This is a genomic window from Clostridium perfringens (assembly GCF_016027375.1).
In the GTDB taxonomy this organism is placed as follows: domain Bacteria; phylum Bacillota; class Clostridia; order Clostridiales; family Clostridiaceae; genus Sarcina; species Sarcina perfringens.
This window is the reverse complement of sequence record NZ_CP065681.1, coordinates 2,918,068-2,939,516: the sequence shown is the minus strand read 5'-3', so window position 1 is coordinate 2,939,516 and position 21,449 is coordinate 2,918,068. Positions and strand designations below refer to the sequence as shown.

The following is a 21,449-nucleotide window of genomic DNA, read 5'->3' as shown; positions in this document are numbered from 1 at the left end:
TTATGAAAGATTTTAAGAAAAGTGTTGTTTATCAGATATATCCAAAATCATTTAAGGATTCAAATGGAGATGGTCTTGGAGATTTAAGAGGAGTAATTGAAAAATTAGATTATCTTAAAAATTTAGGAGTAGATTATATTTGGATGACTCCATTTTATGTATCTCCTCAAAAAGATAATGGATATGATATAGCAGATTATTATAAAATTGATCCTAGATATGGAACTATGGAAGATTTTGAAGAATTGGTTAAAGAAGCTAAAGGCAGAAATATAGATATTATGCTTGATATGGTTTTTAATCATACTTCTACAGAGCATGAATGGTTTAAAAGAGCTTTAAAGGGCGAAGAAAAATATAAAAATTATTACATTTTTAAAGAAGGAAAAAAAGGAGAACCACCAACAAATTGGATTTCAAAGTTTGGAGGGAATGCTTGGGAGTATGTTGAGGAGCTAGGAGAGTATTACCTACATTTATTTGATGTTTCACAGGCTGATTTAAACTGGGATAATAAAGAATTAAGAGAAGAAATCTATAAAGTGGTGAATTTCTGGATAGATAAAGGGGTTAAAGGATTTAGATTAGATGTTATAAACCTTATTTCTAAGCCAGAAAAATTTGAAAATGATTATGAAGGAGATGGAAGAAGATTTTATACTGATGGGCATAGAATACATGAGTATTTAAAAGAACTTAATGAAAGAACTTTTGGTAAAGATGTAGAAATAGTAACTGTTGGTGAAATGTCATCAACAACTATAGAAAACTGTATAAAATATTCTAATCCTAAGGAAAAAGAATTATCAATGGTATTTAATTTTCATCATTTAAAGGTTGATTATAAAGATGGTCAAAAATGGTCTTTAATGGATTTTGATTTTATTGAATTAAAAAAACTTTTTAATAATTGGCAAAGAGGAATGATTAATGGAGGAGGCTGGAATGCTGTTTTTTGGTGTAACCACGATCAACCAAGAGTTAATTCAAGATTTGGAGATGTAAAGAAATACTTTAATGAATCTTCAAAAATGCTAGCGACTTCAATTCATATGATGAGTGGAACTCCTTATGTATATCAAGGAGAAGAAATTGGAATGACAAATCCAGGTTTTGAAAGTATTGAAGAATATAGAGATGTAGAATCAATAAACTATTTCAATATTTTAAAAGAAGAGGGAATTGATGAAAAAGAAATAATGGAAATCCTTAAGAGCAAATCAAGAGATAACTCAAGAACTCCTGTTCAATGGAATGAAGAAAAAAATGCTGGGTTTACTACAGGAACTCCTTGGATAAATATTGCTAATAATTATAGAGAAATAAATGTTGAAAGAGCTTTAGAAAATAAGGATTCTGTATTTTATCATTATAAGAAACTTATTGAATTAAGAAAGAATGAAGATGTAATAGCCTATGGAGATTACATTCAGTTTTTAGAAGATCATCCTAAAGTTTATGCTTATGAAAGAAATTATAATGGTGAAAAGTTACTTGTTATAAATAACTTCTATGGAGAAGAGTGCTTAGTAGATTTATCAAAGGAAATTGAAGGGCTAGAAAATTACAATAAGAGTATTTTAATATCTAATTATAAGGATAGTACATTAGATTTATTAAGTTTAAAGTTAAGACCATATGAATCAATAGTTTATAAATTAGAAAAGTAATATATAATAATTGAAAAATTTGAGATTTCAATAGTATAAAAGATATACTTTGCGCATCAATTATATATTACAAATTAAGAAGGGGTTGTATTTTAAATAAGATGCAACTCCTTTATTTTTTTGAAATTCACTTAAAACTTACTATTATGTTAAAATATAATTGAATTTTAATATTTATAGGTAATAATAAATATTGAGTTATTTATTATACAAAGTTTTAAAAGTAGTAAAAGTTATAATTATAGGTTGGGGAGAGTTTAAAATATGTCTAGTAAGTATTTAAAAATATATAATGATATTGTTGGAAAAATAGATAGTGGAATTTTTGAAGCAAATACTAAATTGCCTTCAGAATCACAACTTATGGATGAATATAATGTATCTAGGGATACTGTAAGAAAATCCTTAAATTTATTAGAGCAAAATGGGTATATTGAAAAATCTAAAGGTAAGGGATCCTTTGTACTTGATATGAATAAATTTGATTTTCCTGTGTCAGGTATAAAGAGCTTTAAAGAGATTGAAAATAGCTTAGGAAAAGAGTGCGAAACTATATTAGAGGAATTAACATTAAAAAGTCCTAGTGATAGCCTTATGAAAAAATTAGAGGTTTCTCCTAATAAATATGTTTGGAGTGTAGTAAGAGTTAGAAATATTGATGGTGAAAAGATAATTTTAGATAAGGACTATTTAAATGCAGAGTTTGTTCCAAGACTTACAGAAGAAATATGCAAGGATTCTTTATATAAATATATAGAGGGAGAATTAGGGTTAAAAATAGCCTATGCTGAAAAAGAGATAACAGTACAAACTGCTACTGAGGAAGATCAAAGACTTTTAGATTTAAGAGGATATGATATGGTAGCTGTGGTTAAAAGTTATACATATTTAGAAGGAAGAAAATTATTTCAATATACAGAGTCAAGACATAGACCAGATAAATTTAAGTTTGTAGATTTTGCAAGAAGATAGCTTTAAAATGGTGATGAGGCTGTATCAAAATATAATAATAAAACTTGCAAACATTATAAAAAGAGTAGTTAGATGAGCTTTAGAATGTTTGCAAGTTTTATTAAAAGTTATTTTGATATAAGCCTCTTTTAGAATTACTAATTATTTTAAATAAAAAAATGAGAGCACTTATGTACTCTCATTGACTGAATAATGTTTAACACCTAAAATAGCAAAGGAAAAAGTTTCGATGTAGTAAAGGCTAATTTAGGAAAGCCACTTAAGTATCAAACAGTTTTTAAAAAAAGTTAATAATGTTTACAAAATATTTATAAAACTTTTTGCATTTAATGTCAAATAAATGGAATTAAATAATTTTAATATTTAAGCCTATATTTTGAAATTAAATAATTTTAACCATTAAATAATTATTTAAATAAGGAATGTATACATTTTACATTAACAATTTTTTAATATCCTAAGGTTAATGTAATTTTTGAATTTCCATTTACAACTTCATCAGGTGAAATACTTTGCTTAGTTACAGATGGTCCTTCACCAACAAATTCTCCTATAAGACCTAACTGATTAAGAAGTTTTTCAGCAGATTCTTTAGAATAGTTTTTAAAGTCTGGAATTATAACATCACTATTTAAGTTTGAACTATCACCAGCTATTAAAGTTATTTTTGTATCAGGAGATATTGGATAGCCAGGAGCAGGATTACTTTCAACTATAAATTCACCTTCACCTTCTATTTCGTAAGATATACTTAATTCTTTTAGCATACTTGTAGCATCATTTATAGGTAATCCACGAACTTCAGGAATTATAACAGTTTCTTTTTCAGGAAGTTTTTCATCTAAGTGGAATTCTGTTAAATCTATATAGTTAAATATATTTTGGAGTAGCATTCCAGCTAAAGGTGCTGCAACTCTACCACCATAATATTCTCCATTTTTAGGATTATCAACAGATACCATAACAGATATTTGTGGATTATCATAAGGAGCAAAACCAACAAAGGAAGCTACATATCCTCCACCATATCCACCAGTTTCAGGATTAACTTTTTGGGCAGTACCTGTTTTACCAGCAACTCCATATCCTTCTTTATAAGCTCCTTTTGCTGATCCATTTTTTACTGCGTTTTCTAGGGCTAATTTTATTTGATCAGCAGTTTCTTTGCTTATTAAATTTTCTGTTTTTTTAGGGACAAAGGTTTCATCTATAACTCTATCATTATTTTCATCTATATAACTTATTTCTTTAACAACATGGGGTTGAATTAATGTGCCACCATTGGCAACGGCATTAACTGCAGTCATGAATTGAATTGGGTTAACAGTATTAGTTTGACCAAAAGAAATAGTTGCTAAGTCCATATCTGTTATATTTTCTGTTTTCTTAACTATTCCAGGAGATTCACCAGGTAAATCTACACCGGATTTTTTTCCAAGACCAAATTTTTTAATATATTCATTTAATTTTTCAGCACCTAATTTTTCTCCTAAATTCATAAATCCAACGTTACATGAATTTTGTATTATTTCTTCAAAGGTTTGAGTGCCATGGCCACCTCTTTTCCAGCATTTAATGAATCTATCACCTTTTTGAAGACCACCACTACAGGTATAGGTTTCATCCTTACCAGCTACCCCTTCTTGGACTGCGGCGGAAGCTGTTATTATCTTAAAAATAGAACCAGGTTCGAAGGAGTCTGAAACAGATCTATTTCTCCACATTTTTTGAATTCTATCTGAGGAAGTATTTCCAGAAAAATTTTCAGCCCCATCATAAGGTTTATTTGGATTAAAGTCTGGTTTGTTAGACATAGCTAAGATTTCACCATTGTTTGGATTCATTATTATTACTGATGCTGCATCAGCATTATGATGTACTAAACCTATTTCAGCGATTTGTTCAGCAAAGTATTGTAATTTTTCATCAATTGTTAAGACTACATCTTTGCCATCTACAGGGGCTGTAAATCTAGAAATAGTATAAGGATATTCAGCACCGTCTTTAACCATCTCAGTTATTTTTAATCCAGGACTTCCAGATAAAACTCTATCATATTTTAGCTCAATACCATTTAGTCCAACACCGTCAGAGTTAGTAGTACCTAGTACATGAGAAAGAAAATTATCATTAGGATAGTATCTTTGAGTATCTGGAGAAACCATTACTCCTGGTATTTCTAATTCTTTAACTTTATCAGCTTTCTCCTTTTCTATTCTTCTAGCAAGGATTGCAGCACCAGCAGGAGCTCCAGAAGGAAGTTTAAATTCTAATTTTTTTAAAACTGTATCCTTATCCATTTCAAGAACCTTAGAAATTTCTAAAGCTAATTCTTCATTAGTTTTTCCAGTTTTCTTTGTATAAGATCTAATTGCATTTAGGTTGAAGTCAACTCTATAAACATTAGAACTAACAGCAAGCTCGTTTAGATCCCTATCTAGTATTTTTCCTCTTCTTGCAGATATTTTAACTTCGTTTGTCCATTGTTCAACAGCTAGTTCTGCATATTCAGGTCCTTTAACTATCATTACATAAGATAATCTAATGCTTAGTATAAAACACATAATTATAATAAATGCTAGGATAAACGAAAGTCTTTTTCTTATTATGGCCATATCTCTATATGATCTTTTCAATATTAAATACCTCCTCCAAAAAAACTTATCTATACATAATATTAGTTAAATAAGAAATTAATTATAAAATTTAAAAAAAAGCTTATTTAAAATAAAAGTTTATTTTTATGTGTATAGTAAGATTCATAATAATTTAAGGTTAGGATTTAAAATATTTTAAGTATGAAATAAAAAATTATAGAGGCAACAAAATGTAAATTATTAAAAATAAGGTAGAGATTAAAAAGGATTTTGTTTATTATTTACATATAAGGTTTTTAAATACTATGGTGTTTTTTAATATTTTAAAATAGGAACTGAAATATTGGGGTGCTATATTAAAAAAATAAAAGGGGGAAGAGCAGAGTTGGAGCATACTAAAATTAAGAATATTAATTTATCAAAGAGAAGAAAAAAGATTTTTAGAAGAAGACTTATATTTTTAATTAGTATTATATTGATTATTGGTGGAAGTATTTTCTTTGTTTTTTCTAAAATGAATAAAGATGAGAGTTATAGAGATGCTTATAAAAAGAATATTTCAAGTAGAGAGTTAGAAAAAATGAGGCAGGAATTAGATATAAAAGAAGTTGATTATAAATGGGGAAGCGGGCTTAAAAAGGGGAATTCACCTAAAAGATTAATTATTCATCATTCAGCAACAGATTCACCAGAAACTCCAGAAGATATTCATAAGTTTCATTTAGATAATGGATGGAGTGGAATAGGATATCATTTTTATATAAGGGAGGATGGGACAATTTATAAAGGTAGAGATGAAAATGTAATAGGAGCTCATGCAAAAAATGCAAATTATAATACCTTAGGAATATGCATTGAAGGAAACTTTGAAAAAGAGGGTTTAAAAGAGGCACAAAAAAATTCACTTGTTAAACTAGGAACTTATTTAAGCTTAAAATATCCAATAAAAGATATACTTCCACACAGGGAAGTTGTGGATACTTTATGTCCAGGCACACTTTTTCCAATGGATAATATAAAAAGTAGCATTATTGAGGAAATAAAGAATATGTGATGATTATATAGTGAGAATTAGATTTTATAAACTTAATACTGAATTGACATGAAAAAGTTTAAATGGTAATTTATAGATATAATTTAATAAAAATTCTTCAGGGCAGGGTGAAATTCCCTACCGGCGGTAAAGCCCGCGAGCTAGTTTAGCATGATTCGGTGAAACTCCGAGGCCGACAGTAAAGTCTGGATGAAAGAAGAATATCTAATAAGTTATCTTTTTATTATGTTTTATATGCATATTAAATGGATTGTTGTGCTTTAGAATCTTTAGCTCTGAACATTTTTTGTTCAGAGCTTTACTTTTTATACTATTTATATCGTTATTAATTATTTTGAATTGGTTAAAATTTTTATTTTTAGAAATATAGAAATATATTTAAAGGATTTATTTAAACCAGTTTTAAATTTTATTAAGCCTAATATTTTTAGATATATTAATTAAAATTTTAAGATTCTATTTAAATAACTTCAATTACTTGGATAACTAATAAAAGCCCTGAGTTTAAATTTACTCAGAGCTTTTATTTTTTATTAGGTACTTCTAAAGAAGAATTTGGAAGGAGAGGATAACTTGGATGAATTTTTTATGAAAAAAGCTTTGGAATTAGCTAGAAAAGGAGAGGGATATGTAAATCCAAATCCTTTGGTAGGAGCTGTTATTGTTAAGGGTGGAGAAATAATAGGACAAGGATATCATGAGTTTTTTGGAGGAAATCATGCTGAAATTAATGCTATTAATAGTTCTATTAAATCTACTGAGGGAGCAACAATATATGTTACCTTAGAACCTTGTTGTCACTATGGTAAAACTCCTCCATGTATAGAAGCCATAATTAAAAATAAATTTAAGAGAGTAGTAGTTGGAACCTTAGACCAAAATCCTTTAGTATCAGGAAAGAGTATTAAAATTTTAAGAGAGTCAGGCATAGAGGTTAAGGTAGGAGTTTTAGAAAAGGAATGTATTAGATTAAATGAGATATTTAATTTTTATATTAAGGAAAACAGACCTTTTATTGCACTTAAATGGGCAATGACCTTAGATGGAAAAATAGCAACTAAGGAATTTAAATCAAAATGGATAACTAATAGAAAATCAAGAGAGTTTGTTCATTCCTTAAGAAATAAATATAGCTCAATAATGGTTGGAATAAATACTGTTTTAAAGGATAATCCAGATTTAAGATGTAGACTTAATAAAAATAAAGAGTTAGAAAGAAAGCATTTTAGGATAGTACTTGATAGTAAATTAAGAATTCCTTTAGATTCAGAAATATTAAAAAATCAAAATGAGTCAAAAACCTTAATTTTTACAACAAATAAAAAAGATAAGATAAAAAATGAAAAATTAAAAGATATAGGTATAGAGGTAATAGAAGTAAATTTAGATGAAGGAAAAATTAATATTAATCAGGTTTTAGAGTGTTTAAAAGAAAAAAATATTGATTCAGTTCTTATTGAAGGAGGAGGAAATTTAAATTTTACTTTTTTAGAAAATAAAAAAGTAAATAAGATATATGCCTTTGTTGCACCAAAAGTTTTTGGAGGAAAAAATGCTATTACTCCTGTTGAAGGGGAAGGAATAAGAAATGTTTTAGACGCCTTTGAATTTCCTGAAGTAAATTTGAAGAATTTTGATAAGGATATTTTAATTGAATGTGGCCTTAGTTAATAGAAAAAGGAAGTGAATAATATGTTTACTGGTATTGTAGAAGAAATAGGAGAAGTTATAAGCATAGATAAAAATGAAAAATCATCTTTACTGAAAATAAGAGCTAATAAGGTCTTAGAGGATACAAAGATAGGTGATAGTATATCAACAAATGGAGTTTGCTTAACTATAACAACTAAGGGAAAAGATTATTTTACTGCATATGTTATGGGAGAAACCTTAAGAAAAAGTAATCTTGGAAACTTAAAAAAATCAAGTAAGGTGAACTTAGAAAGAGCCATGAGTATTAATGGCAGATTTAATGGACATATAGTAACTGGCCATATTGATTCCACTGGAGAAATAATTTCTTTTAAAGATGAGGGGGAAGCAATATGGGTAGAAATTAAAGTTTCATATGAATTAAGCAAATATATAGTTTATAAAGGTTCTATAGCTATTGATGGAATAAGTTTAACTATTGCAGAGGTTAAAGGGGAAAGTTTTAAAGTTTCAGTAATTCCTCATAGCCAGGAAGAGACAACATTAACTAAAAGAAAAATTGGTGATTTAGTAAATATAGAATGTGACTCTATTGGTAAGTATGTTGAAAAGCTTTTAGGATTTAAAAAAGATAGTAGAAAGAAAAAGTCTGTTTTAACAGAAGAGTTTTTAACTATTAATGGGTTTATTTAAATTGTATTTTAAAATTTAATATTTATTTTTATATATTGTTTTAGATTAAGTTTGATTTTACAAAGTAGATGTATTAGTTACAAAAAACAATATCTAATAATTTTAAAAATTCTTGAAAGGTGGTGTTGGGGATTTTTATCTCCTTAAAAATATGAAGAAGTTTAATTTAGTAGAAGAGGCAATAGAAGATATAAAAAATGGGAAAATGGTTATTGTTATTGATGATGAGGGAAGAGAAAATGAGGGGGATCTAGTTATGGCTGGAGAACTTGTTACTGGAGAAAAAATAAATTTTATGGCTACTTATGGAAAGGGTTTAATATGTGCTCCAGTAAGTGAGAGGATAGCTGAAAATTTAGGATTGAATCCTATGGTTTTAAATAATACAGATAATCATGAAACTGCCTTTACAGTATCTATAGATTATAAAGATACAACTACAGGAATATCAGCCTTTGAAAGGGCTCATACAATTAAAGAATTAATAAATGAAGAAAGTAAAGCAGAGGATTTTAGAAGACCAGGACATGTATTCCCTTTAATAGCTAAGAATGGTGGCGTTTTAAAGAGAGCTGGGCATACAGAGGCGGCAATTGACTTAGCAAAGTTAGCTGGATTAAAAGAAGTTGGGGTAATATGTGAAATAATGAAAGATGATGGAACTATGGCTAGAACTGATGAATTATTAGAATTTGCAAATAGTCATAATATGAAAATAATAACTATAGAAGATTTAATTGCTTATAGAACAGAAAGAGATAATTTTGTTTATAGAGTTGTTGAAACTAATATGCCAACTAAATATGGAGAGTTCAAGGCTATTGGGTTTATAGATAAACTTACAGGAGAGCATCAAGTGGCTTTAGTTAAAGGAGAGATAAAATCAGAGGAGCCAGTATTATTAAGAGTGCATTCAGAATGCTTAACTGGAGATGTTTTTGGATCAAGAAGATGTGATTGCGGAGAGCAGTTTCATAGGGCTATGGAAAAAATAAATGAAGAGGGAAAAGGGATATTACTTTATATGAGACAAGAAGGAAGAGGAATAGGTCTTATAAATAAGTTGAAAGCTTATAAGCTTCAAGATGAAGGATTAGATACTGTAGAAGCTAATATAGCTTTAGGATTTCCAGAAGATCTTAGAGATTATGGCGTTGGAGCACAAATTTTAAAAGAGTTAAGTGTAAGGGAAATCAGGTTAATGACTAATAATCCTAAAAAAATAACTGGCTTAGAGGGATATGGACTTAAAATAGTAGAAAGAGTACCTATAGAAATAAAGTGTAATGAGGAAAATGAGTTTTATTTGAAAACTAAGAAAGAGAAAATGCACCATTTAATAATGCAGTAATTTTATAGAGTTATTTAAAATTTTAGATTTAAAGATAGATTAAAAGTGGATAAAAAAGTATCAATATTAGATACGAAGAATTAAAAAAATACTTGAAGTATAAAAATGTTTAAAGGAGAGATTAGAATGAGGATTTTAGAAGGAAATTTAATAGGTCAAGATAAAAAGTTTGCTATAGTTGCAGGAAGATTTAATGAATTCATTGTATCAAAGCTTATAGATGGAGCTTTAGATGCTTTTAAAAGACATGGAGTAGAGGAAGATAATATAGACCTTGCTTGGGTTCCAGGAGCTTTTGAAATACCATTAATAGCTAAAAAATTAGCTAAATCAGGAAAATATGCCGGAGTTGTTTGTTTAGGAACAGTAATAAGAGGAGCTACTAGTCATTATGATTATGTTTGTGGAGAGGTATCAAAAGGAATAGCTAATGTAAGTTTAGATACTGAAGTACCAGTTATCTTTGGAATAGTAACAACTGAGAATATAGAACAAGCTATAGAAAGAGCCGGAACTAAAGCTGGTAATAAAGGGTTTGATGCAGCTATGGCAGCCATTGAAATGGCAAATCTTTTAGAGAATATATAACTTTCCAAGTTAAGTATATAAGTTCAAGTTATAAAATTAAAGATTCTATAACTTGAACTTATAATTAAAAGTATTTATCTTAAAATTAAGAATAACTATTTAAATAAACTTAGTGTTAAAGTTTATTTAACACATAAGTTACAAGGATCAGATTTTCCTTTATTTATAGCTTCATTAAGGCTCATGCTAAGGATAGAAGAGCTTCTTTTTAAGGCTGTACAATCTTTGCTATAGTGATAGCTTTTACCGTTTGGAGTTACATATACAATAGAATGGTTTTCATCTTTTAATGGCGTTGCTATACCGTTAGAATCTATTTTCCAACCATCAATAATTGTGTTAGTAACCATCTCACCAGAACTATTTAAATAGTACCAAGTACCATTGTCATTTAGCCAGCCAGTTTGCATAACTCCGTTAGAATTTGAATAATACCATTTAGAATAGACTTTATACCAACCTGTAGCCATAGAGCCATTGTCGTTTAAATAGTACCAAGTACCATTGTCATTTAACCAACCAGTTTGCATAACTCCATTAGAATTTGAATAATACCAGTTAGAATCAACTTTATACCAACATGTAGCCATAGAACCATTGTCGTTTAAATAGTACCAATTGCCATTATCATTTAGCCAGCCAGTTTGCATAACTCCGCTAGAATTTGAATAATACCAGTTAGAATCAACTTTATACCAACCTGTAGCCATAGAACCATTGTCATTTAAATAGTACCAATTGCCATTATCATTTAGCCAGCCAGTTTGCATAACTCCGTTAGAATTTGAATAATACCAGTTAGAATCAACTTTATACCAACCTGTAGCCATAGAGCCATTTTCATTTAAATAGTACCAAATACCATTATCATTTAGCCAACCAGTTTGTATAATTCCATTTTTATAGAAGTACCATATTCCATTTGTATTAATCCAACCTTCTTTAGAAGATTTAATTAAATTTTCATTTTTTATGTTATATGAGTTAGATAAATTTAAGTTTGATACTTGGATTTTCGAATTAAGTGTTTCTGCATTTACATTGATTGTATATATGCTTGAAGATATTAGTCCAAGTGTTAATACAATCGATGTTATTTTGTGATTGATTTTCATAATATTCCCCCTAAAACAAATTATTTAAGTAAATTATACTAAAAAACAGAAAATTTTGGATGAATATTATTGAAAATATAATTAATAATAAATTAATTAAATATTATCCCTCAAGAATCTTAACATAAAAAGTTCTGTTTCTTGGGCCATCAAAGTCGCAGAAATATACATCTTGCCATTGACCTAAGATTAATCTACCTCTATGTAATATTAATTGCTGAGATACTCCAACTGTAGAACTTTTAAGGTGTGAATGTGAATTGCCTTCAAAATGTCTGTATTTATGATCATTAGTTGGATAAACTTTTTCAAATCCATAAATTAAATCTTTAACAACATCAGGGTCTGCATTTTCATTTATTGTTATACCTGCAGTAGTGTGTGGACAATAAACAACCACAATTCCATTTTCAATATTACTATTTTTAATATCCTCTCTTATATAAGATGTAATTTTACTCATACTTTGAGGTGTATGAGTTTCTAGTGTATGTTTAAAAAAATTATTCATAAAAACACCCCTTTAAATCTTAATATATAAACATTATATAATATTTTTTTATTTGAAATAACATAATATTCTTAGGTTTAATATTAATAAATGTGGATAGAATGGCATATGAAGAACTTATATTGGAGGAAGTAGTATGTTTGATTTCATATTTGATAAAGAGGATAAAAAGATTAAGGGGAGAAACTTTTTAGATGAGAGAAATTTTATAGTGTTGTTTCTTTCACAGATGTATTTATAAAATAATTATTTATTTGAAATTTTTTAAATGAAGTAATAATAAGAAATATAGTATATTGTAATTATTTTTTGTAAATAATAATTAAAGATTATGCAAGAAAAATTTACTAATATATGCTAATATGTAATTAAGATTATTATTTATGGAGGGATTTATTATGTACACTATAATGGCTATCAAAATATCACCTAGAACTGTTGCAGCACCAAGAGTTCAAGAAATACTAACTAAATATGGTTGTATAATACATACTAGAATAGGCTTACACGAAGCTACTGAAAATACATGTTCAACTTCAGGTCTTATTCTTTTAAACCTTACACCAAGTGCTGAGGAAGAAATAAAAAATTTAGATAATGAATTAAATTCTTTAGAAGATGTAACAGCTAAATTATTAAACCTTTAATAAGATTAAAAAAGGGAATGGATTAAAATAATCGTCTATAAAACTTACAAACCATGTGAAGAGAACTTTTAGTAGTTCTTAGAATAGGTTTGTAAGTTTTTTTATTTTTAATAAAGTACTTTTTAATTATAAATTATCATTAAAAATAATATACTCAAAATTTTCAATGATTTAGTAAATAAATTACATGTAAACGTTAATTGACAAATGTTAATATTAAACTGTAAGAAAAAGGTTATATTAATATACATGACTTTAAATGTTTAGATTGAGGGAAATGGAGGAGAAATTTATGGGAGAGTTAAAGGGAAGAGTTACAATACCGACTGATTCTAATATGAAAGAAGAAATAAAGAGTATTATAGATAGATGGGGAGCTGATGCCTTAAGAGATTGTGATGGTACTAAGCTTTCTAAGGATATAGTTGACTTAGGGGTTAAGCTATATTCTACATACCTAACAGTTAGAAGTGATCAAAAATGGGCTAGTGAAAATAAAGATGAATTACAACAACTTTACTTAATGTCAGAGCCTGTTATTGCTAAATCAGAAAAAACTGAAATAAAAATATTAGCTGGATATTATTCTGAGCAATTTGAAATAGATAAGGTTCATGATGAAAAAAAATGGTGGGAAGTTATAGATAGAACTACTGGTGAAGTTGTAGATCCTTCAAAATGGAATTTTAATAAAGAGAGTGAAATCTTAACAGTAGAAGAAACTACACCTTATCATGAATATACAGTAAATTTCTTAGTTTATATGATTTGGGATCCAACTCAAATGTATAATCATATAACTAATGATTGGGGCGATAAACCTCATGAAATGCCATATGACTGTAGACAAGCTAAGACTAGGGTACATGTTAAAGAAGCTTTAAAGAAATGGATTCATGAGAATCCAGAAGTAGATGTAGTTAGATTTACTACTTTCTTCTATCACTTTACATTATGCTTTAACGAGGTTGCTAAGGAGAAATTTGTTGATTGGTTTGGATATAGTTCATCAGTGAGTCCTTTAGCTTTAGAGCAATTCGAAAAAGAAAAAGGATATAAATTAAGACCAGAAGATATAGTTGATGCTGGTTATTATAATTCAACATTTAGGGTTCCAACAAAACAATATAAAGATTTCATAGATTTTCAATGTAAACATGTTTCAAAAATGGCTAAAGAGTTAGTGGATTTATGTCATGAAAATGGAAAAGAAGCAATGATGTTTTTAGGGGATAACTGGATAGGTACAGAGCCTTATGGAAAGTATTTCCCAAGCATTGGATTAGATGCAGTGGTTGGTTCAGTAGGTAATGGAACAACTATGAGAATGATAGCTGATATTCCAGGAGTTAAATATACAGAAGGAAGATTTTTACCATACTTTTTCCCAGATGTATTTAATGAAACAGGAGACCCTGTTGGGGAAGCAAGGGAGAATTGGTTACAAGCAAGAAGAGCTATTTTAAGAAGTCCACTAGATAGAATAGGATATGGTGGATATTTAGGACTTGCAGTTAAATTCCCAGAGTTTGTTGAGCAAGTTGAAAAAATATGTGATGAGTTTAGAGAAATTCATGAAACTATAAAAGGAACTAAGGCGTATGTAGCCCCATTTAAGATTTGTGTATTAAACTGTTGGGGTAAATTAAGAAGCTGGCAAACTCAACAAGTAGCTCATGCTCTTTGGTATAAGGAAATATATTCATACGCTGGAATTGTTGAATGTTTAAGTGGTATGCCTGTAGAAGTAGAATTTATTAGTTTTGATGATATATTAGAAAATGGAATTCCAGAGGATACTGGAGTTATTATAAATGCTGGAGATGCTTACACTGCTTGGAGTGGTGGAGAGTATTGGAAAAATCCTAAATTAGTTTCTATGATTAGAAAATGGGTTCATAATGGTGGAGGATTTATAGGGGTTGGAGAACCAACTGCAATACATTATGAGAATAAATTCTTCCAGTTAGCAGATGTTTTAGGAGTTGACAAGGAAGTTGGATTTAGTTTAAGCACTAGAAAATATAATGAATTAAATCCACATCATTTTATAACAGAAGAAATTGGTGAAAAAGCTATTGATTTTGGTGAGGGGATGAAAGGCATTTATGGAAAGGGTGATAGTTACCAAGTTTTAAGAATGGACTTTGGTAATTGCCATTGCTTAAAGAATAACTTCAGAGGAGATACTACTTGTGCTGTAAACACATATGGAAAAGGTAGAAGCGTTTATTTTGCAGGATTCCCATATACTCCAGAGAATTGCAGAATTTTATTAAGAGCAATTTATTGGGCTGCAAGTAAAGAGGATGAGATGAAAAAATTCTATGTAACTAATATAGATACTGAGTGTGCTGCCTTCTTAGAAGTAGGAAAAATGGCTGTAATAAACAATACTCAAGAAGAAAAAATTACAGATGCATATATAAATGGTGTTAAGGTTGAAACTTTAACCTTAGCTCCTATGGAAATAAGATGGTTAAATATAAATAAATAAGCTTTTTCTTTTAATTCCCTTATATATATAGATCCTTAGTGAGTTTTTCACTAAGGGTCTTTTTAGATTTTATATAATTTTTGTAAAAATTAGGAAAATAAAATATTTAGCCTAGGAAGTTAGTTTCAAAAAAATACCATATATGATAAAATGTTAAAAAAGAATATAGAAATTATACTAAGGAGTGAGGAAAATAATAAAGAAAATAACAAATACCTTAAGAGGAATATCAAATTTTCTTAGAAAAACTTCTATTAAAAATAGACTTATAGCATCATTTTCTGTAGGAATAATTTTTTGTAGTAGTATTTTAGGCATACTCCTATATAAAAAGGCTACCAATGCATTGAAGAATAATGCAATAAATTATTCGGAAAATATGCTTTCTATCATGAGTGAAGACATTTACAAAAATAAAGAATTCTTAGAAAGAGCATCTATTGAATTATCAATGAATGAAGAAATAGCTAATAATCTTATAAATTACAAATTTATGGATGGAAAAGAAAAGAATGAATTTCTAAAATATATGAATGATTACTTATCTAAAAAACTTTCTCTTTTACCTAATCTAGCAGAGGTTGAAATAATATCAAAGGATTATGAAGTTACTTATATGCAAGGCTTTAAATATTTTAAGAGAGAAGATATAGAAAGATATGCAGATGAATCTGAAAATGGACTATTTTGGTTTTCTACAATTTTAAATAATGAACCTCACATATGCATAGTAACTCCAGTAAAACAGGATAACAGTATTGTGGGATATGTTTTTATGGCTATAAAAAGTGAAGTTTTTGCTTCTTCTTTTTCTCTTTTTAATATTGGTAAAGGCAGTGAAATTTTTATAATAGATGATAAGAATAACATAATAATTTCTGAAAATAATTTAAATAGTAATTTTATATTAGAGGAGACAGATTTAAATAAGTTCCTTAAAGATAAAGGGGCTAAGGATACAGCAAGGAGTATAGTGGTAAATGGAGAAAATTATGTAGCTACATATAGAAAATTAAAGGGATTTAATTGGTATATAGCTTCAATGACCCCTTATGATTTTATAAATGCTGATATTCAAAGTTTAAGGAAGGAAATGACTATAATAGGATTACTTTTCACTTTAGTGGTATTAATATTTTCATATTTTCTATATTCAAGTATTAAAGTACCTTTATATAACCTTTTAAATAAGATGAAAAGAGTATCTGAGGGGGATTTAAAGGTTTTAGTAAATGATACTTATGAAGATGAGATTGGTGTTATTTCTGATAATTTTGATTCTATGTTAAAAAGAGTAAATGAATTAATTGAAAAGACTAAATTACAAGAAGTTGAGAAAAGGGATTTAGAGATAAGGATGTTACAGGCACAAATTAATCCTCATTTTCTCTTTAATACATTGAACTCTTTAAAGTGGACAGCCTTAATGAATCAAGATTATACAGTAAGCGAGGGGCTTAGTTCCCTAGCAGAATTATTAAGAAATACTATTATAGATAAAAATGAGCTTGTAACTATTAGAGAAGAACTAGAGAATATAAAGAATTACGTTGTTATTCAAAAGATAAGATACGGTAATTCCTTTGATGTTCAGTATGAAGTAGATGAACTTTTATTAGAAAATAAAGTTATAAAGTTTATTTTACAACCAATAGTAGAAAATTCAATAATTCATGGAATTGATGAAAATAAGGAGAATCAAAAGATTATTATTAAAATTATGTCAGAGGAAGAAAATATTTTAATATCGATTAAGGATAACGGAAAGGGGTTTAATAGTAAAGAAAAGGTTAAAGATAATAAACTTTCAGGTATTGGATGGAATAATGTTGATGAGAGGATAAAGTTAACATTTGGCTTAGGTTATGGGACAACTATTTACAGTGAGGTGAATAAAGGAACTATTGTTAAAATAGTAATTCCTAAGAGTATATAGGGGGAATTTTTTATGTTCAAGGTTATTATTGCTGATGATGAAAAAATAGTTAGAATTGCTATGAGAAATATAATAGACTGGGAATCTCATGGGTTTAATATAGTTGGATTAGCTCAAGATGGCTCAGAAGTTCTTAATATACTAAATGAAAATGGTGCTGATCTTATTATAACGGACCTTAAAATGAAAGGATTAAATGGAATTGAATTAATTGATAAGCTTAAAGAAGAGAATTTTAGGGGTAAGATACTTGTTCTTAGTAATCATGGGGAGTATGAATTAGTTAGGGAAGCAATGAAAAAGGGCGCAGATGATTATTTATTAAAAATAACTTTAAGACCAAAGGAACTAGAAGATATAATTGATAAATTAAAGATATAATTGATAAATTTAGGGAGAGTTTAGAAGAGAGGAAAGAAGAAGAAGAGAAAGAAGCTCAGTTTAAAAATGAATTTGATAAAACAAAAAAATTAGCTGAGATTTCTTTATTAAAGGAATATTTAAAGGATGATATATCTTATGAAGAACTTTTAAATGAGTTTCCAAAGATTAATTTTTTAGATGATAATTGTGAATATTATACTGGTGCCTGTATTTATATAGATAATTATAAAAAGATTTATGAGGAAAAAATTAAGGATAAAAATAAATTGTCAATTACTATAGAAAACATAATAAAAGAAGAATTTAGTGTAAATGGGGTTAAGATTATTCCAATAAATAATCATAAGTATATTTTTATATCTAAGATGGATTTTAATAGTTTAAAGATAAAAACAATAAATATACAGAATTTAATAATGCTTTATTTAAATATTAAAGTTAGTGCTGTCTTAATAAAAAGGATAGAAAGTGTAAGAGGCTTAAAAGAGAGCTTTAAAAAGGTTGAGGAAATTCTTAGTCTAAAGTTTTATGGAAAAGAAAACTTTTTAATAATAAGTGAAGAATTTTTGGGGTTTGGTGATGCTATTAAGCTTAGAAAAGAAGTAACAGATGCCATTTTAGAGAATATAGAGTTAGGAGAAATTTCTTCTAATAAGGAACTTATAAAAGAATTTGCTAGAAGATGTTCTAATATGAATGTAAAACCTTCGGCTTTAATAAACTATGTAAATTTTATGTGCGAATTAATAGAGTATCATGAGTATGTACAAGATGATTTAAATGGTATAAAAGAATTAAAAGGAAAGATATTAAAGAGTGATAACATAGAGGAATTAATAAATAATTCAACTATTTTAATAGATTATATCAATCAAAGATATATAAAGAGCAAAGAGCTTAGTTATAAAAAAGAGGTTAATGAGATTATAAAGTTTATAGAAAAGAATATTGATAAGAGAATAACCTTGGTTATGGTAGCTAATGCTGTGAATTTAAATGAAAGTTATTTAAGTAGAATTTTTAAAAATGAAACAGGAAAAAATCTTATGTACTTTATAAATGAAGTAAAGATGAAAAAGGCTAAGGAATTATTAAAACAGCAAGATACTTTAGTTAAAGAGGTTGCTAACAGTATTGGAATGACAGATCAGTTTTATTTTAACAGAGTTTTTAAGAAGTTTTATGGGGTAAGTCCATCTAAGTTTAAAAAGGATTATAGTAATAAAGTTTTGTCATAAATATAGATTATTTTTATTTTGTATTGATATTGTAAAAAAAGTACATGTTTAAGTAAAATCCTTATATTCAAAAAAATTCCAATAAGAAGTATTATAAATATGAGAAGAAAATGTTTACAAGAAATGAGTAAGGGTATTGGAGGAGAGAGTTTATGAAAAGAAAATTAGTTAAAATGCTAACTGTTGCATGTGTTACAGCTATAGCTGCCTCTGCATTTGTTGGATGTGGAAATAAAGAAGAGGCACCAAAAGATAATGAAAAGCCATCAACTGAACAAGCTGAAGGTTCAGGAGAGAAAAAGGTTTTAGAAATAGCTGTTTTTGAAGGTGGATTTGGTAAGGATTACTGGGATGCTTGTATAGATGCCTTTGAAGCTGAGCACCCAGATGTAGAAGTTAAGATGGAAGCTAATCCTAAAATAGGTGATATTATAAGACCTAAATTATCATCAGAAAATACACCTGACTTTATATACTTAAGTACAAATGACCCATCAGGTATAGCTAATGCTTTAATAAAGGATAAAGCTTTAGTAGATTTAAGTGATGTATTTGATAGAGAAGATCCAGATAATCCAGGACAAAAATTAAAAGATAAAATATTACCAGGATTTTTAGATACACCACTTACAACTCCATATGGAGATGGAAAAGTATTCTTAGCACCACTTTACTATAATGTTACAGGTATGTGGTATAACAAAGCATTATTCAAAGAAAAAGGATGGGAAGTTCCAAAAACTTGGGATGAGTTCTTTGAATTAGGTAAGAAGGCAAAAGATGAGGGAATAGCTCTTTATACTTATCAAGGACAAGCACCAGGATATAATGAGGCTGTAATATTCCCAATGTTAGCTAGTGCAGCTGGAGAAGAAGCTGTAGAAAAGATATTCAACTATGAAGAAGGTGCTTGGAAAGATCCAAATGTTAAGAAAGCATTAGATATATTCCAAAGAATGGCTGATGAGGACATGGTTCTTAATGGAACAGTTGGTATGACTCATACTCAAGCACAAGTTGAATTCTTAAATGGAAAAGCATTATTCTTACCATGTGGTAGCTGGTTAGAAGGAGAAATGAAAGATGCTATACCAGAAGGATTTGAGTTTGGATTTATGGCTCCACCAGCATTTAAAGAAGGGGATACTCCATATGTAACTACTACAATAGAGCAAATGTATATCCCAGCTAAATCAGATCAAGTTGAATTAGCAAAAGAATTCTTAGCATTCCAATATACAGATGCTATGGTTCAAAAGAATGCTGAAATAGCTAAGGCTGTAGTTCCAGTTAAGGGAGCAGTTGAAAAAGCTAAATCTTCATTAGATGCATCAGGATATGAGTCTTATAAGGTTGTTGAAGAAGGTGCTAAACCAATTCCACTTTCATTTAAACCAACAAACTCTAAACTAGATTTTAGAAATGATAGTTTATTTGGACCAGTAGGAAGTATCATAAATAAAGAATTAACAGTTGATGAGTGGATTAATAACTTAGAATCTGATTCACAAACTCTTGCTAAAGAAGTTGTTGAATAATTATTAAGATAAAATAAAATTTATTGAGAAGGAGAGGAGATTCTTCTCCTTCTTTAAAATTATAGGGGGTGAAATTTCATGAACAGTAATAAAAGAAAAATATTTTTAGCAATGTGTGTGTTGCCTGCACTTATACTATTTACAATATTTATGTTATACCCAATTGGAAAAGGTTTCATGATGTCTTTATATGAATGGAGTGGGATTTCAGGAGAACCAGTATTTGTGGGGTTAGATAACTTTAAAGCACTTTTAAACGATAGATATTTTAAGGAAGCATTTGGGAATACATTTTTCATAATAGTTTTATTTCCAGCAATAACAATAACCCTTTCTTTATTCTTAGCTGTAGTAATAACTCAAAGTAAGTTAAAAGAAAAGAATTTCTACAGAGTTATACTATTTTTCCCAAATATATTATCAATGGTTGTTATAGGGGTTTTATTTACATATGTTTATGACCCATCAATAGGAATTCTTAAAGCATTTTTTGAAATGATAGGACTAGATAAGTTAGCAGGTCTGGCATGGCTTGGAGATTCAAAATTAGTTCTATGGGCATTAGTTATAACTATGGTATGGCAAGCTGTTGGTTATTATATGGTAATTTATATAGCTGGATTAGATGGAATATCACCTTCACTTTATGAAGTTTGTTATTTAGAAGGAGCTTCAGCTTGGCAAAAGTTTAGATATGTAACATTACCACTTTTATGGGATGTAGTTAGAGTAACCTTTGCATTCTTTATTACAGGGGCACTTAACTTAAGCTTTATCTTTGTAACTGTAATGACTAAGGGTGGACCAAATGGAAAATCAGAGGTTTTATTGACATATATGTATAAGCAAGCCTTTACAAATTCTCAATATGGATATGCTATGGCAGTTGGGGTAACTATATTTGCTTTTGCTATGATCCTTGCATTAATAATCAATAAATTAAGTGACTCTGATGCAAGGGAAGAAAAGAGAGTAAAAAGATTACAACAGAAGGGAGTGAGATAA

At 28.5% G+C, this 21,449-nt stretch carries 16 protein-coding genes, 3 pseudogenes and 1 riboswitch; of the genes and pseudogenes, 14 read left to right on the top strand and 5 right to left on the bottom strand.

Annotated features, from left to right (window positions below):
* Positions 1-2 precede the first annotated feature (2 nt).
* Positions 3-1,670, top strand: a complete 1,668-nt coding sequence (gene treC, locus I6G60_RS13680) for an alpha,alpha-phosphotrehalase (RefSeq protein ID WP_003471188.1) — start codon at positions 3-5, stop codon at positions 1,668-1,670.
* Between the two features lie 264 nt (positions 1,671-1,934).
* The gene (gene treR, locus I6G60_RS13675) at positions 1,935-2,642 is read left to right on the top strand and encodes a trehalose operon repressor (protein WP_003471465.1); all 708 of its coding nucleotides are present in this window, start codon (positions 1,935-1,937) and stop codon (positions 2,640-2,642) included.
* 449 nt (positions 2,643-3,091) lie between these two features.
* Here the strand turns inward: treR and I6G60_RS13670 are convergent, their stop codons facing one another.
* Positions 3,092-5,278: a stage V sporulation protein D gene (locus I6G60_RS13670; protein WP_003471431.1), complete on the bottom strand. Its 2,187-nt coding sequence runs from the start codon at positions 5,276-5,278 to the stop codon at positions 3,092-3,094.
* 346 nt (positions 5,279-5,624) lie between these two features.
* Here I6G60_RS13670 and I6G60_RS13665 point away from each other — a divergent pair, with 346 nt between their 5' ends.
* From I6G60_RS13665 to ribH, 5 genes are all read left to right on the top strand, one after another.
* Positions 5,625-6,293: a peptidoglycan recognition protein family protein gene (locus I6G60_RS13665; RefSeq protein ID WP_003471344.1), complete on the top strand. Its 669-nt coding sequence runs from the start codon at positions 5,625-5,627 to the stop codon at positions 6,291-6,293.
* An 89-nt stretch (positions 6,294-6,382) separates the two neighbouring features.
* Positions 6,383-6,498: riboswitch (FMN riboswitch) on the top strand.
* Between the two features lie 368 nt (positions 6,499-6,866).
* Complete coding sequence (ribD, locus tag I6G60_RS13660; RefSeq protein WP_003471179.1) at positions 6,867-7,964, top strand: bifunctional diaminohydroxyphosphoribosylaminopyrimidine deaminase/5-amino-6-(5-phosphoribosylamino)uracil reductase RibD; 1,098 nt, start codon at positions 6,867-6,869, stop codon at positions 7,962-7,964.
* 21 nt (positions 7,965-7,985) lie between these two features.
* On the top strand, positions 7,986-8,639 hold the full coding sequence (locus I6G60_RS13655) for a riboflavin synthase (RefSeq protein ID WP_003471205.1): 654 nt from the start codon (positions 7,986-7,988) through the stop codon (positions 8,637-8,639).
* Between the two features lie 151 nt (positions 8,640-8,790).
* Entirely contained in the window at positions 8,791-9,990 is a 1,200-nt protein-coding gene (locus tag I6G60_RS13650; RefSeq protein WP_197925425.1) for a bifunctional 3,4-dihydroxy-2-butanone-4-phosphate synthase/GTP cyclohydrolase II, read from the top strand.
* Positions 9,991-10,116: 126 nt separating this feature from the next.
* Positions 10,117-10,578, top strand: coding sequence for a 6,7-dimethyl-8-ribityllumazine synthase (ribH, locus tag I6G60_RS13645; RefSeq protein WP_003471176.1), 462 nt, complete (start codon positions 10,117-10,119; stop codon positions 10,576-10,578).
* A gap of 122 nt (positions 10,579-10,700) precedes the next feature.
* On the opposite strand, the pseudogene I6G60_RS15515 reads toward ribH, so the two are convergent.
* The 4 genes and pseudogenes from I6G60_RS15515 to I6G60_RS13635 form a co-directional block, all read right to left on the bottom strand.
* A pseudogene (locus I6G60_RS15515) lies at positions 10,701-10,985 on the bottom strand (cell wall-binding protein); the annotation flags it as partial.
* Between the two features lie 6 nt (positions 10,986-10,991).
* Positions 10,992-11,351 (bottom strand): annotated as a pseudogene (locus I6G60_RS15370) (cell wall-binding protein); the annotation flags it as partial.
* Between the two features lie 18 nt (positions 11,352-11,369).
* Positions 11,370-11,693, bottom strand: a pseudogene (locus I6G60_RS15495) (cell wall-binding protein); the annotation flags it as partial.
* Between the two features lie 103 nt (positions 11,694-11,796).
* The gene (locus I6G60_RS13635; RefSeq protein WP_003457667.1) at positions 11,797-12,204 is read right to left on the bottom strand and encodes a secondary thiamine-phosphate synthase enzyme YjbQ; all 408 of its coding nucleotides are present in this window, start codon (positions 12,202-12,204) and stop codon (positions 11,797-11,799) included.
* Positions 12,205-12,602: 398 nt separating this feature from the next.
* On the opposite strand from I6G60_RS13635, the gene I6G60_RS13630 reads away from it, so the two are divergent.
* The 7 genes from I6G60_RS13630 (at position 12,603) to I6G60_RS13605 (ending at position 21,449) form a co-directional block, all read left to right on the top strand.
* A complete protein-coding gene (locus I6G60_RS13630) occupies positions 12,603-12,851 on the top strand; it encodes an RNA-binding protein (protein ID WP_003457734.1) in 249 nt (82 codons plus the stop codon).
* A 292-nt stretch (positions 12,852-13,143) separates the two neighbouring features.
* Complete coding sequence (gene gnpA, locus I6G60_RS13625) at positions 13,144-15,348, top strand: 1,3-beta-galactosyl-N-acetylhexosamine phosphorylase (protein WP_110016372.1); 2,205 nt, start codon at positions 13,144-13,146, stop codon at positions 15,346-15,348.
* Positions 15,349-15,532: 184 nt separating this feature from the next.
* The gene (locus I6G60_RS13620; protein WP_003471470.1) at positions 15,533-17,284 is read left to right on the top strand and encodes a sensor histidine kinase; all 1,752 of its coding nucleotides are present in this window, start codon (positions 15,533-15,535) and stop codon (positions 17,282-17,284) included.
* Positions 17,285-17,296: 12 nt separating this feature from the next.
* The gene (locus I6G60_RS15360; RefSeq protein ID WP_223932423.1) at positions 17,297-17,665 is read left to right on the top strand and encodes a response regulator; all 369 of its coding nucleotides are present in this window, start codon (positions 17,297-17,299) and stop codon (positions 17,663-17,665) included.
* A 269-nt stretch (positions 17,666-17,934) separates the two neighbouring features.
* The gene (locus I6G60_RS15355; RefSeq protein WP_223932424.1) at positions 17,935-18,906 is read left to right on the top strand and encodes a helix-turn-helix transcriptional regulator; all 972 of its coding nucleotides are present in this window, start codon (positions 17,935-17,937) and stop codon (positions 18,904-18,906) included.
* A 152-nt stretch (positions 18,907-19,058) separates the two neighbouring features.
* Positions 19,059-20,444: a carbohydrate ABC transporter substrate-binding protein gene (locus I6G60_RS13610; protein ID WP_003450251.1), complete on the top strand. Its 1,386-nt coding sequence runs from the start codon at positions 19,059-19,061 to the stop codon at positions 20,442-20,444.
* 78 nt (positions 20,445-20,522) lie between these two features.
* Positions 20,523-21,449, top strand: coding sequence for a carbohydrate ABC transporter permease (locus tag I6G60_RS13605; RefSeq protein ID WP_003457627.1), 927 nt, complete (start codon positions 20,523-20,525; stop codon positions 21,447-21,449).